This is a genomic window from Nocardia sp. NPDC057272 (genome assembly GCF_042668615.1).
In the GTDB taxonomy this organism is placed as follows: domain Bacteria; phylum Actinomycetota; class Actinomycetes; order Mycobacteriales; family Mycobacteriaceae; genus Nocardia.
This window is the reverse complement of the sequence record NZ_JBHUYK010000021.1, coordinates 43,705-56,772: the sequence shown is the minus strand read 5'-3', so window position 1 is coordinate 56,772 and position 13,068 is coordinate 43,705. Positions and strand designations below refer to the sequence as shown.

General features: G+C 63.9%; 13 protein-coding genes, 1 tRNA gene and 2 pseudogenes. 9 read left to right on the top strand and 7 right to left on the bottom strand.

Translation table 11 applies throughout. The features are described 5' to 3' along the window. Positions 1 to 143: 143 nt before the first annotated feature. Positions 144 to 299, top strand: a complete 156-nt coding sequence (locus ACFULV_RS25000; protein ID WP_378636181.1) for a DUF6131 family protein — start codon at positions 144 to 146, stop codon at positions 297 to 299. A gap of 35 nt (positions 300 to 334) precedes the next feature. Then, positions 335 to 547, top strand: a complete 213-nt coding sequence (locus ACFULV_RS24995) for a hypothetical protein (protein ID WP_378660670.1) — start codon at positions 335 to 337, stop codon at positions 545 to 547. Between the two features lie 36 nt (positions 548 to 583). On the opposite strand, the gene ACFULV_RS24990 is transcribed toward ACFULV_RS24995, so the two are convergent. Next, entirely contained in the window at positions 584 to 1,375 is a 792-nt protein-coding gene (locus tag ACFULV_RS24990) for an MHYT domain-containing protein (RefSeq protein WP_378660667.1), read from the bottom strand. Between the two features lie 187 nt (positions 1,376 to 1,562). Continuing rightward, positions 1,563 to 2,009: an SRPBCC family protein gene (locus tag ACFULV_RS24985; protein ID WP_378660664.1), complete on the bottom strand. Its 447-nt coding sequence runs from the start codon at positions 2,007 to 2,009 to the stop codon at positions 1,563 to 1,565. 163 nt (positions 2,010 to 2,172) lie between these two features. Here ACFULV_RS24985 and ACFULV_RS24980 point away from each other — a divergent pair, with 163 nt between their 5' ends. The 5 genes and pseudogenes from ACFULV_RS24980 to ACFULV_RS24960 form a co-directional block, all read left to right on the top strand. After that, positions 2,173 to 3,660, top strand: coding sequence for a peptide MFS transporter (locus ACFULV_RS24980; RefSeq protein ID WP_378660661.1), 1,488 nt, complete (start codon positions 2,173 to 2,175; stop codon positions 3,658 to 3,660). A gap of 51 nt (positions 3,661 to 3,711) precedes the next feature. Then, positions 3,712 to 5,223, top strand: coding sequence for an APC family permease (locus tag ACFULV_RS24975; protein ID WP_378636168.1), 1,512 nt, complete (start codon positions 3,712 to 3,714; stop codon positions 5,221 to 5,223). Positions 5,224 to 5,339: 116 nt separating this feature from the next. Then, positions 5,340 to 5,413, top strand: a tRNA-Leu gene (locus tag ACFULV_RS24970). A gap of 729 nt (positions 5,414 to 6,142) precedes the next feature. Further along, entirely contained in the window at positions 6,143 to 6,517 is a 375-nt protein-coding gene (locus tag ACFULV_RS24965) for a hypothetical protein (RefSeq protein ID WP_378660659.1), read from the top strand. 276 nt (positions 6,518 to 6,793) lie between these two features. Continuing rightward, positions 6,794 to 7,012 (top strand): annotated as a pseudogene (locus tag ACFULV_RS24960) (hypothetical protein); the annotation flags it as partial. Positions 7,013 to 7,215: 203 nt separating this feature from the next. On the opposite strand, the gene ACFULV_RS24955 reads toward ACFULV_RS24960, so the two are convergent. Genes ACFULV_RS24955 through ACFULV_RS24940 form a run of 4 tightly spaced genes read right to left on the bottom strand, consistent with a single transcriptional unit; the run spans position 7,216 to position 9,773 of the window. Continuing rightward, on the bottom strand, positions 7,216 to 7,713 hold the full coding sequence (locus ACFULV_RS24955; protein WP_378660657.1) for an SMI1/KNR4 family protein: 498 nt from the start codon (positions 7,711 to 7,713) through the stop codon (positions 7,216 to 7,218). Then, complete coding sequence (locus tag ACFULV_RS24950; RefSeq protein ID WP_378660655.1) at positions 7,706 to 9,166, bottom strand: deaminase domain-containing protein; 1,461 nt, start codon at positions 9,164 to 9,166, stop codon at positions 7,706 to 7,708. The genes ACFULV_RS24955 and ACFULV_RS24950 overlap by 8 nt, the downstream gene beginning before the upstream one ends. Before the next feature lie 5 nt (positions 9,167 to 9,171). Further along, positions 9,172 to 9,474 (bottom strand): WXG100 family type VII secretion target, encoded by a 303-nt coding sequence (locus ACFULV_RS24945; protein WP_378660654.1) that lies wholly within the window; start codon positions 9,472 to 9,474, stop codon positions 9,172 to 9,174. Continuing rightward, on the bottom strand, positions 9,474 to 9,773 hold the full coding sequence (locus ACFULV_RS24940) for a WXG100 family type VII secretion target (protein ID WP_378660652.1): 300 nt from the start codon (positions 9,771 to 9,773) through the stop codon (positions 9,474 to 9,476). Before ACFULV_RS24940 ends, ACFULV_RS24945 begins: the two co-directional genes overlap by 1 nt. Before the next feature lie 569 nt (positions 9,774 to 10,342). Between ACFULV_RS24940 and ACFULV_RS24935 the strand changes: the two genes are divergently transcribed. Then, positions 10,343 to 10,891 carry a carboxymuconolactone decarboxylase family protein gene (locus tag ACFULV_RS24935; protein WP_378660650.1) on the top strand — a complete coding sequence of 183 codons (549 nt, stop codon included), beginning with the start codon at positions 10,343 to 10,345 and terminating at the stop codon, positions 10,889 to 10,891. Positions 10,892 to 11,070: 179 nt separating this feature from the next. Further along, positions 11,071 to 12,314, top strand: a pseudogene (locus tag ACFULV_RS24930) (hypothetical protein). A 27-nt stretch (positions 12,315 to 12,341) separates the two neighbouring features. On the opposite strand, the gene ACFULV_RS24925 reads toward ACFULV_RS24930, so the two are convergent. After that, positions 12,342 to 12,791: a cupin domain-containing protein gene (locus tag ACFULV_RS24925; protein ID WP_378660646.1), complete on the bottom strand. Its 450-nt coding sequence runs from the start codon at positions 12,789 to 12,791 to the stop codon at positions 12,342 to 12,344. Positions 12,792 to 13,068: the final 277 nt, after the last annotated feature.

Here is a 13,068-nt window from a genome sequence, read left to right as displayed (position 1 = left end):
CCGTGGCCGACTGATCGGTCACGGCGGCCGGTGCCCCGGTCGCTTGGGGCACAGCCTGTTTCGAATCGGGAAAACCGGGCATGCGGCTATTGTGGGTGCCCGCCGGCATTCCACAGTCCCGACACCGAACAAGGTGAGATCTGATGATTATTCTCGGCGCAATTCTTCTCATAGCTGGACTCGTATTCGGCATCCCCCTCCTCACCACGGTGGGAGTCATCCTCCTCGTGGTCGGCCTCGTCCTGGCATTGGTCGGTAGCACCGGGCGTGTTATCGGCGGCCGTCGGCACTACTACTGACCATGCGCAGAATCCGTCGAACCAGAGGACCAGTCATGGCAGGCAGTAGTTCACGCATCATTTCGATCGTTGTGCTGGTGTGGTTACTGATCGGAATCCTGGCCGCGGGCCAACGCGGCTACTACACCGAACGCGATCAGAACTGCGCGACCCTCGGCACCATCGCGGTGACGATCATCGCGGGCCCCTTGAACTATGTGGGCGCCAATCCGAAGGTCGATGACTGCGACCTACCTCAGCCGAGCTGATGGATGCCGCCGTGGCCGAACACTCGGCCACGGCGGTCAATCCGGCTGACGCGGCCAGTGCTTTCCGCTGTCGGAGAGCGTGGCCGGATCCGTGCTGTACATACCACCCGCGCTCGGTCGCACCGGTGTGAATTCCGACCGGCTGTCGCCGACTTCGGCCAGCCCGACCACGATCACCAATCCGGTGACCACCAGCGACACCGTCGCGATCAACGGCAGCAGCAATTGCACCGGCGTGACACCGTCCACCACGGTCATCGGTTCACCATGGTGCACGCGCATCGCCGCCATCGCCGTGTAGTGCATGCCGCACACCGCGATTCCCATGACCAGCGCGGCGCCCGCCGTCATCAGCAGGCCACGCACGTGCAGCATGAACCACAGCGCCGCCGTGGCCGCTACCACCGCGATCACGAGCGACAACGCCATCAGCGCCGGCTCGTATTCGATGACAGCCTGGGTGCGCATCGCCCACATCCCCAGATAGTGCATGGCAGCCACCCCGAGCCCGGTGATGGCGCCACCCATCGGCAGCGTCACCCACTCGTTGCCGCCCCCCGTGACGACGGTGAGCCCGATCAGCACCACCACGATCGCGATGACCGCGCTGAGCAGCGTCAACGGCACGTCGTAGCGGATGACCGCACCGTCGATGCCGAACCCGAGCATGGCCGTGAAGTGCATGACCCAGATGGCCGCGCCGCCCAGCGCGACCGACGCCGCGATGAGCCACCCGAGCGGTGCGGACGACGCTTTGGCGTGCACCGCGCACCGTAGCCCCAATACCGAACCGATGAACGACAGGCCGAAGGCCAGTACCGGATTCATCCAGCCATTGTTGAAGTGCTCGATATGAAGCACACGCGTTCCCCTGATCTACCCAACGCATTTCGACAGTGGGCTAGAGACTAATCCACAAGCGCAGACAGAACGCGGAGACAGAGAATTCCACGAAACCATTGCAATGCGAAATACTCGCTATCAAGAAATACGAACCGGTCGGAATTCCTGCGAGTCATTCATTCTGCGAACGCGCACGGATCAAAGCGGCCAGCCGATCCAGGGATTCCTGGTTGCGTGCCGAGAAGAGCAGATCTTGCGCCAGGCCGGGGATCAACTGCGCGGGTCCGCGGGCGGCGCGTTCGACCATCCGGATCGTGGTGTGCCCCGGGGATTGTTCGACGAGCGTGAGCGTGATCCATGCCGAGCCGACCGACCACAGCCGCGCCTCCAGCTCCAGCCGGTGCGGCGGGTCGATCGCCCGCACCACCGTCGTATCGCTGATCAGCACCGGCCACAGCCCGAATCGGTAGTGGATGCGGCTGCCGATGGCGGGCCAGCCGGGGTCGACCTTACCGATGTGCGAGGCGCCGACCACCCAGCTCGCGTAGAGCCAGCCGTCGGCCAGGGTCGCGAACGCCCGCTCCGGCCGCACGGGCACGGTCACCTGGGCTGTCAGCACGTCTGATTTCCTCGTCCGTCGCGGGAGTCCGGTCACCACAGCCTAATTGGTGTCGGGGTCCGCCGCCGGACGTGTTCGCACCGGCCCGGCGGGCACGGCACGCCGAACCCGCGACGATGCGGGAAAATTGCTGTCCGCCGTTTCGACGTGGGATCGTTCCCTTATGTCCACGGAAGAAGCACGGCTCGGCGACCCGCCGAGCCCCGCCGACACGGCGGCCGAACGCACCCTGTTCGGTCACCCCATCGGTTTGACCAACCTGTTCGGCGTCGAGCTGTGGGAGCGTTTCTCCTTCTACGGCATGCTCACCATCCTGGGCTACTACCTCTACTACTCCACCACCGAGGGCGGCCTCGGGATCGCGCAGAGCACCGCGCTCGGCATCGTCGGCGCGTACGGCGGCTTGGTATACCTGTCCACCGTGCTCGGCGGCTGGATTGCCGACCGGGTGCTGGGGATGGAGCGAACGGTCTTCTACGGCGGTGTCGTGGTCGTGGCCGGGCATCTCGCGCTGGCGGTGCTGCCCGGGCTCACCGGTGTCGGCGTGGGTCTGGTGCTGGTCGCGCTGGGTAGTGGCGGGTTGAAGGCGAACGCGTCGTCGTTGCTCGGCACGCTCTACGCGCCGACGGACGCGCGAGTCGACGGCGGGTTCACGCTGTTCTATCTGGGCATCAATATCGGCGCGTTCTGCGGCCCGCTGCTGACCGGCCTGTTGCAGCGCGAGTGGGGTTTCCACGTCGCCTTCGGCGCGGCGGCCATCGGCATGGCGCTCGGCCTGGCCCAGTACGTGATCTTCCGCCGCAATCTCGGCACCCACGGGCGCGAAGTGCCCAATCCCATCACCCGCCGCGAACTGACCCCGGTGCTGATCGCCGTCGCCGTCGCCGCGGTCGTGGTGCTGGTCGCCGTGCTGACGAAGCTGATCACCCTCGAGAATCTCTCCGACGTCACCACCGGCGTCATCGTGGTCGCCTCGGTCGTCTACTTCACGGTGATGCTGCGCAGCGCCAAGGTGACCCAGGTCGAACGAACAAGGGTGGTCGCGTTCATCCCGCTGTTCATCGCCAACGCGGTGTTCTGGTCGCTGTTCCAGCAGATGTTCACCATGCTCGCGGTGTATTCCGACGAGCGCGTCGACTGGCGGATCTTCGGCTGGGAGGCGCCGGCCAGCTGGATCGGTTCGGTCGAGCCGGTGTGGATCATCGTGCTCTCGCCGCTGTTCGCGCTGATGTGGACCAAGCTCGGCAATCGCGCGCCGAGCACGCCGATCAAGTTCGCGCTCGGCGTCATCGGGATGGGCATCGCGTTCTGGTTGTTCGCGCTGCTCAGCGGGTTCGACGGTAAGACCGTGCCGGTGCTCGCGGTCTTCGCGATCCTGGGCGGCTTCGCGGTCTCGGAATTGCTGCTCTCGCCGATCGGTCTGGCGGTCACCACGCATCTCGCGCCCGCCGCGTTCCGCTCGCAGATGATGGCCCTGTACTTCTTCTCCGTCGGTATCGGCACGTCGATGGCGGGCACGCTGGCCCGCTTCTACAGCCCCGAGAGCGAAACCGCCTACTTCGGGTTCAGCGGTGCCGCGGCCATCGTGGCCGGTCTCGTCGTCGTGGCGTGCGCGCCCTGGATCAAGCGCCGCATGCAGGGCGTGCACTGACCTGGTTACGGGTAATCCCCGATTACGTTCGTGAGAAGAAGGAGAAATACCGTGCCGACACCGCAAGACGCTCCAGACGTGGGCCGATCGCCCGGCCGAGGGAGCGGGTTGTTCCGCACCAAATCCGTCGAGCAGTCGATTCTCGACACCGACGATCCCGATTCCAAACTCCGCAAAGATCTGACGGCCTGGGATCTCACGGTCTTCGGTGTCGCCGTCGTCGTCGGCGCGGGCATCTTCACACTGACCGCGCGTACCGCGGGCAATGTAGCCGGGCCGTCGGTGTCGCTGGCATTCGTTTTCGCGGCGATCGCGTGTGGGCTCACCGCGGTCTGTTATGCGGAATTCGCGTCGACCGTGCCGGTGGCCGGTAGCGCCTATACCTATTCCTATGCCACTTTCGGTGAATTGGTGGCGTGGATCATCGGCTGGGACCTGATCTTGGAATTCGCGCTCGCCGCGTCGGTGGTCGCGAAAGGCTGGTCGCAATATCTCGGCACGGTATTCGGATTCGATTCCGCCACTGTGCAATTGGGGTCGATCACCTTCGACTGGGGCGCGGTGTTACTGCTCGCTGTGCTCGGCGTGCTGCTCGCCGTCGGCACCAAGGTGTCCTCACGGGTGTCGGCCGTCGCGGTGGCGATCAAACTCGCCGTCATCGCACTGGTGCTCGTGCTCGGTATCACCTATTTCAAGGCGTCCAACCTGAGCCCGTACATCCCGCCGTCGCAGCCCGCCGAGGAAAGCGCCAGCGGACTGCACCAGACGCTGTTCCAGTTCATCACCGGCGCGGGTGATACCAACTTCGGCTGGTACGGCCTGCTCGCCGCGGCCAGCATCGTGTTCTTCGCGTTCATCGGTTTCGACGTGGTGGCGACCGCCGCCGAGGAGACCAAGAACCCGCAGAAGGCGGTGCCGCGCGGCATTCTCGGTTCGCTGCTGATCGTCACCGTGCTCTACGTGGCGGTGACGCTGGTGCTCACCGGCATGGTGCCCTACACCGAGCTGTCCGGTGAGAACGCCACGCTGGCAACGGCATTCCAGATCCACGGCGTGGACTGGGCCAAGAACGTCATCTCGATCGGTGCCCTGGCCGGCCTCACCACCGTGGTGATGGTGCTGTTCCTCGGGCAGACCCGCGTGCTGTTCGCGATGTCGCGCGACGGTCTGCTGCCCCGCGGGCTTGCCCACACCGGCAAGCGCGGCACGCCGGTGCGGCTCACCGCCATCGTCGGCGTGATCTGCTGCGTGCTGGCCGGTTTCGTCGACTTCGGCACGCTGGAAGAAATGGTGAACATCGGCACGCTGTTCGCCTTCGTCCTGGTCTCGGTGGGCGTCATCGTCCTGCGCCGCACCCGCCCCGACCTGCCCCGCGGCTTCCGTGTCCCCCTGGTCCCCCTCATCCCCATCCTGGCCGTCGCGGCCTGCCTGTGGCTGATGGTGAACCTCTCGGTGGAAACCTGGCTGCGCTTCGTGATCTGGATGGCCATCGGCTTCGCCGTCTACTTCGCCTACGGCCGCCGCCACTCGGTCCTCGGTAAAAAGGCCGCGAGTGACGACTGACCAGCCCCTTCGATGACATGATCGGTCCCGGCGTGGTCTGTTCCGACACGCCGGGCCGACCTTGTCGACCAACAGGATTCCGGTACACCCGTACGATTCGCTACGCTATCCGGGACGCCCCTATAGCCCAATTGGCAGAGGCAGCGGACTTAAAATCCGCACAGTCAGGGTTCGAGTCCCTGTGGGGGCACTCAAATGCCAGGTCAGGCCCGGTTGGTGGGTCTGGGGACTTGCAAAATATGGGCGATTCCCAAAAAAACACCAAGAATTCGCGCCGAAACTTCCTGTTGCCTGCCAAGCCCAGCCATCGTCATGCGGGACCGCCGCAGCGAGTAGATCCCCCAGTTCCGAAACATGCCCACCCAGCTCCTCTCACGTGAGTTCGGGCCAAAACCGACTCGTGTCGACTCGCGATGGTCAGGTAAACATCATGGCCACGGAACGAACCTGCCAGGCCGATGACGCCCCCGGACGGATGGACGCTGTGGCTCTCCGCTGTGGTGGCCGGACGCACCAAGACATCCCGCTATGCGCCGACGAAGACCTGGTGCCGGTGTTGAGCGAATGGGCTGCCGATGACCGTCGGGTTCTGGCCGACCTGGGCGAACCGACTTGCCGACTACGCCACCATGGCCTCTGCCCACGGCGAGATCGACGAGAGCGGCCTTTTCCAACCTGGTTGTATAGCAACAGTTTCACCGAAAATGATCGCGGCTCAGGACTGTGGATTCGGTCCTTGGGGCCCGATCAACTCGATCCGAACGACCGCTGGCCCGAAGCGATCGTTGCCCGCGCCGTCGGTGAGTTCTCCGCGCCCGGTTCGACAGTGCTGTTGATCGACTAGCCAGCCCCACCGCCCGAGGCAACCTGCGCGTACCCACGCCGGACACGACAGCAGCCCTCGCGCAGATTCGGGACCTTGACCGCGACAGCACCGATGCCCCCGGACAGTGCTGAGTCCGTCGATCTCGTGATCGCGAGTCTGCTGGGCAACCTTGCCGATCCGGTGCGCGCTGCCGAGTACATCACCGCGCTCGCGACCGAGGCGATGGCGATGGGCGGCGTGCTGGTGGTGCTCAGCCGCTGCCGCCACAGCACCGAGGGCGTTCTGCTCGACCCGGCCGGTTCGATCATCCTCGCCGCCCAGTCCGCCGATCTGCTGTACCTCCAACACATCGTCGCCGCCCCGGTCACCGGCGACACCGTCACCGCGCCCACGCCCGCCGACCCGACCGTGCCGGGCCTGCCACGCCACCTCGTCGCTCATACCGACATCTGTGTTCCTGCTGCCTGAACACGGCTGACCTCTGCGCCAACCTTGCTGCCCGACATACCGATTCCGCGAAGGACAACTCGATGACTGCGCACCCCGCCACCACCCCTGCAGACACCGATACCGCAACCACCGCACAGGCCGCCGTCGATGTGCCGATGTCGGTGTGGGCAACCGCCCAGCACGCCCCGACCGCGCAACGGCGGGGCCGCTACCACCCCGACAGCGTCAAGCATCCGGCCAAGATGTTCCCGGCCATCGTGGCCCACGCCGTGAACACCTACACCCGCCCCGGCGATCTCGTCCTGGATCCGATGCGGCGGAATCGGCACCACCCTCGTCGAGTCGCTGCACCTGGGCCGCCGCGCGGTCGGTGTCGAATACGAGACCCGGTGGGCGGAGCTGGCACGCACCAACATCGGACTCGCCCGGGAAGCGGGTATCGGACTCGATGCGGCCGTCTACTCCGGTGATGCCCGCAAGCTGGGCGAGCTGGTCCCGCACGAGTTGCGGGGTCAGGTGGATCTGGTGATCACCTCCCCGCCCTACGGCGACAGCCTCCACGACCATGTTCGCGCCAACGGTGCCGACCCGGTCCGCAAAACCAACCACCGCTACGGCCGAGTCCTGGACCGCGGCAACCTCGCCAACGTCGGCCTCGGCCGCCTACTGTCGGGGTTCACCAAGATCCTCGCCGGGCCCCCTACTCGACGAGCATTCTATTCCATACGTCCAAGCCTCTCCCTACGCATAGCTTCCGTAGATTCGCGAATCCTCTGCTGGATACGCCAGGAATCCCGAAGGAATTCGATGAACCCATCTGCAAGCTTTTCCTCCTCGGAAGTACCCTCCTGGTAGCCATAGACTGCACCGGATCCACGCTTGAAGAAATACACTTTATAACCTTGATGATGACCGAAGAAAAAGCGGCCATCCAACGTTAACCCCTTGCCAGAGACATCTTCGGCCGCCTCTACCGCATCGAGCATTCGCGGAAAGAATAGGTCAGTTCCCCTAAAGAGGGTGCCAGCCTTCTTTCCCATCTTTTCAAGAAAGGCCTGATACTCATCAGGGATGGGGAAGCCTTCGGGGGCAATGGAATAAACCTGTGCGATCTCCGCCGAGTCACACCCTATTATCGTGTCGCTCGTTGCAAATCCGGACTCAATCAACTCATGACTGAACGTCTCTATGTCGTGGTCACTACCGTCATCCACCATAGGTAACCTTCACCTGCACTCCAGGGTATTTCTTCATGAATTCTTCTACCACACTCTGGCAAGCATCGCAAGGTTCACGCTCAGTATATAAGTCGATTGTCCCCGTTGCGCCAGGCTCAAGCTGTTGCGCTAAGCTATCAAGAATTTTAAACTCGGAGTCCGTAGGCCGGACCGTTAGCTTATCGTCGGACTCTGGCTTTAGGACCGGGTTCTCCGGTTTTTGCACCGTGCCCGTTGGAGAGTCGTCGCCACTGACCGCGTCTAGGCTGATTTGCTGTCCGTTAATCTCGCCCCGCGCCACGGCGACATTACGAGTTTTCTTTATCGTTTCTCCGCTTGCAGCCAGGCGTTCGCGAACCTTTTTGGCTTCCTCTGCTCCATTGATTGGAGATTGTCCTTGGTCTGTGAGCGCTACGCCCTGCCTTTCAGTGATCAGTATTGGCAGTGCGACGATGGTCAGCAGCTGGCCGTTGGTCAGCTCTGCTGTGGTGAAGGTGAGGCCGCCGAGTGTAGCGAGGAAGGTGTTGGCAGGTCCGGCGATGGCCCCGGCGGCATCGTTGAGGAAGTCGATATCGATCTCGACTTTGTTTCCGTTGGGGTCGGATGATTGTTGCTTGCTTGGTGTTTTTGTTTTTGTTGGTGGCTCTTTGACGGTTACCGTCGAACGCCCAATCGAGATGGCGGTGACGACCACGACCATCGCGAACTGGGTGTTGATGTCCGCGCGCATCGTCGTCAGAGCAACCTTGTGGGCCTCGATCGCCGCTGCGATATCGCCAGCCGCGGTACGGATGTCGCGGAGGCTGTGAGCGAGCGTGCGAAGGTTGGTTGCGTGGTTCGGAATGTCTCTTGGGACCTGAGATCCGAAGCCGCGCTCCAGCCCGGAGGCGACCGTGAGTAGTTGTGCCACACCGTATTCAAGCGGGTCTGAATTGCCGAAGGTCTTCCATGCGGTTGCCGCGCGCTCGAGGTTTTCGGTGTCGCCGTCAGGGACTTGGCCGCCAGAGACAAGCGTGGTGACTTTGTCTTGTAGTTCGGTCCAGTCTGTTTGCAGTCCGTTACTGTATGTTCCCGATGAGGCGACACCAGCAGCTATGCCCGGGCCGTAGGGTAGTTCCGTGGGGAAGCCGGTGGGCAACGTTGGGGGGTCGCCTTTGTTGGGGTCGATGTTGGCGATGTATTCCCCGAGCATCCAGTTGTAGTTGGACGCGGTCAGTATGTCGGCATATTTTCGCAGGGCGCGCGCGAAGTTGGTCGAGACCGTGGCCACTGCGGCGGCGCGGATATCGTAGGCCTTCGACCACGGCTGGACTGCTCTATATCCCCCGGCCATCGCGGGGGTGTCTAAAATAACGGTTTGCAGTGAGTTGTAGACGGTTTGGAATTTCTCCGATAGGTCGTAGCAGGCCTTGGCTGCGGTCTCATAGGACTGCGGGGAGATCGAGGCCACAAAGTTCAGCCGCCGCTCATTCTCAAGTTGATGTCTGATGCTTGGCTGTAGGCGTCGCGGGCAGTGACGGCGGCGTTGTACATCTGGGTGAGCCCGTCAACCACCGCTGCAGCCCCAGTTGCCCATTCTCGGTAGGCGTCCTCTTGAGCGGTGGCAGCAGCTCCGTGCCAGGTTTGTTGGATGGTGGCGATTCGGTGGTTGATGCCATCGAGGCTCTCGGTGAGGAATCCGATGAATCCATCGGCGCGGCTGATGAGCTGGTCTAGCTCGTCGATGTCGAAGGCGAAGTCGCGGGAGTGGTCGACCATCACAGGTTCAGTTCTGGTAGATCGAGCGAGCTTAGGGCATTAGAATTGGAGATGTCCTGGCTGACAATGGCTTTGCTCGCGTCACCCAAGAGTTCGCCCATGATGTTGAGGGCGTTCAACACGTCGGCGGCACCCTTCTTGGTTTCAGTCCAGCCTTCCCCGAAGGCGTCTGCCGCCGATCCTGTCCAGTTGCTGAGGACGCCAGATACCTCGCGTTCGAGCGAACTGAGTCCGTTGATCATCGACTCGGCGACTTGCTGGACGTAGTTACCCGCGTCGGTCACTTCTACTGGAACCATCGCGAAAACTGTTGTAGGCGTATCGTTCTCACTTGACACGCGACCCCCTCATCAAGACAACGGGGCCCAGCCTATCCACGGCAGGGTTGGAACCGCAACAATCTGTCGAGCGTTGGCCGCACCGGCGCATTCCTCGTGCGCCGATCTGGCCGCAGAACCCATATCTGGCGGTCCCGCAGCGAATTCTGTTGCGTCGGCCGATAAGGTACAGCGGACTTGTCAACCCGAAATAGCTGTGCATCGTCTCGCGTCGAGGGTCTGCACCGTGGGCCCGCAGGTGCCCGTGATCATCCGGGACTGAACGTGCAGCACGCCTTGCCATCGCCGCAGGTAGACCGACCGCCGTGATCTGGTGGGATCGAATGTGAACACCGAAAACCCCCGAACAGTCAGGGTTCGAGTCCCTGTGGGGGCACTCAGCATGACCCATGGCGCTGGGTCGCGGCGTCTTTCGGTGGGCGTTGAGCCCCTCTCCCCCGCCTGGAAGCGAGGCGGATCACCCTGGGGTTCGGTGGAGTCCCGGCGTAGGTTCATGGGCAGGGAATCGTCGGCACGAAGGGGTGTTATCGATGCGGGTGGTCACGCGGGTTCGGGGTTACATCAAGGTGCTGGGGCAGGCTCGGCGTCATCGGGGGGATCTGGTGGGGTGGCTCGGGCGGCGGCCGCAGATCGCGGCGGCGACCATGGGGTATGAGACGGCATTGCTGTTCAGCAACAAGCTGGATCCTCGGCTCAAGGAGTTGGCCGAGCTCAAGACGGCGGGGCTGGTGGCCTGTCAGTTCTGTCTCGACATCGGGTCGGCGCTGGCGCATACGGCGGGGCTGACCGAGCAGCAGCTCATCGATCTGCCTCGGTATCGGACCAGTGATGCCTACACCGAGCTGGAGAAGCTGGTGATCGCGTTCGCGGAGGCGATGACGGTGACACCGGCGGTCGATATCGACGAATTGCGCGAAACTCTGCTCACCCATCTGTCGAAGGCACAGCTGGCCGAGTTGGCGGCGAGCATCGCGTGGGAGAACCAGCGGGCCAGGCTCAATCAAGGTCTCGGTGTGCAGCCGACCGGGATGGCCGACGGGCTGGCGTGCGCGATGCCGGAACCACGGCGAGCCCCGTAAACGGCGAGTACCAGACGTCGACGGCCCCGCCTGTATATGGCGTGAGGTGGGGATACGAGTAGCCCGTGGGTGTTCGCTGCCATGCGGTGCACTACGTTGATCGCGAGCCGACCACGGTGACGTGGACGGGCGGGATTCTCGATAGTTCGCCGGTGTTCGAGCGCAGCGAGGGGATCGTCATGCATTCGGTTGGGGCTTTGATCGTTCGCGTCGGTTGTGTGGTGGCAACGCTGCTGGCCGCGGTGGGGTTCGCCGCGCCTGCCTCCGCGGATCCGCCGGACTCGGCGCTGTGCGCGTGGCGGTTCATGTCCAACAGCACCGTGCTGAATGTGGCTTTCCCCGATGCGAATTCGACGTATTGGCTGATGCCCTACGCGCTGGGACCGGGTAACTCGATCGAATTGTCCGGTACCTATCCGGCCGCCCGGTATTTCTCGTTGAACACCTACGGGACCGACCTCGACACCGTGGACACCCTGCGCGACGACCAGATCGTCGCCGATCCGGGCAGCGCCAATCCGTTCGTCGACGCCACCGCCGCATCGCTGCCCGCCGCGCAGCGGCGCTGGCACGCCACGCTGGTCAACGGGCCGGCCGACCACAGCCGCAACGAGATCCAGGCTGTCGCGAGTGGCAGAGCACGCCGATCGGCTTCGTCATCGTCCGTGTCTATGTTCCGACCGAACCGGCCTCGCTCAGTGGCGGCGTCCCGCTGCCCGATGTGAAGCTCTCGATCGCGGGCGCCGACGTGCCTGCCCAGCCCTGCGCGCAGCCCTTCGACCCGGCCGCGTACACCGGTCCCGTCGCCGACGCCGCCGAGGCCGCCTTCGACCGGGCGATCGCCGGAGCGGCCTCGGGCGCGTTCCCCGGCAACACACCGGAGGCGACGTTCAGCAACCCGGCCAGCACCTCCGGGCTCTTCCCGAACGGCGACAACAAGTACATCGGAACACGGATCAGCTATCAGCCGGGACGCCTGCTGGTGGTGCGCGGCAAGGCGCCGATATTTCCGAATAGTCGTGTGGGACAATCGCCTACCGATCCGAACCAGCAGGTGCGGTACTGGTCGATGTGCCAGAACGACCTGCGCTCGCCCTACCCCGTTGTCGCCTGCGCGGCCGACTTCCAGACCGCGATCGACGCGTCCGGCTACTACACCTATGTGGTTGCCACACCCGCGGACGTGCCTGCGAACCTCGACCCGAGCGTGACGGTGATTCCCTGGGGCAGCACCGACGTGGACAAGGTCCTGTTCCTGCGGAACATGACCCCGAGCGCGGAGTTCTATCCGAATTCGATCCAGGCGTCCCAGGACTCCGGCGGCGACCCGGCCGACACGATGGGCCCGTATTACCCGAGTACCACCTATTGCAGCACCGACACCTTCGCCGCAGGCGGCGCCGAAGGCTGCCTCGGCACCTGATCGAATCGAGCTACGTGCGAAAAGCGGCTACGGGCAGTCCGGGGCAGGGGCGTCCACGAACAGCGGTTCATTCGCACGGTTGACATACGCGACGTACAGCACCGTCGGCTCGCTGCCGAGATTACGGCCGACATGGACGTGATCCGGTCCGACAGTCTCGGACAAGCCCTGACCGGCGGAGTACGTCGTCCCCACGCAGTCCGACTCATATCGGGTCACCTGCCCCGCGGTGACCACAGCGAGAACATTCCCGTCGTGATAATGCCACCCGAGCGTCCCCCCGGGCTCGATGGTGATCCGCCGGAAGGTGAGCTTGCTCGGCAACGAGGCGAACGGACTGAACGCACTGACATCGACCTGGCTCAGCGGTTCGACGCTCACGCCGGACGGCGGCGTACCCGAAGCCGACGGCGCTAGCGCGACGACCGCGGCGGCGATCACCACGGCGCCGGCAAAAGCATTCCGATAGATTCGCATCTTCGCAGTATACGAGCCCACTACCTGCTCGAATAGCCGGAAACAAACCCGCAACCTCGCTCCCTCGTGCCGCACGGCACGCACTGCGCAGATCTACACCGATCCCGCGCTCGTCCGCGATCTCTGCGGACCTTTCGAGCGCACGAACGGCTAGATCCGTAACCGTCCGCCTGGGTGCCCGATCGGCCGCTAGGGGCAGTCCATCTCGTAGCGGGTCACCTGGCTCGCGGTGATCGCCGCGAGAACCTTGCCGTCGTGATAGTGCCAGGCGCGTGTA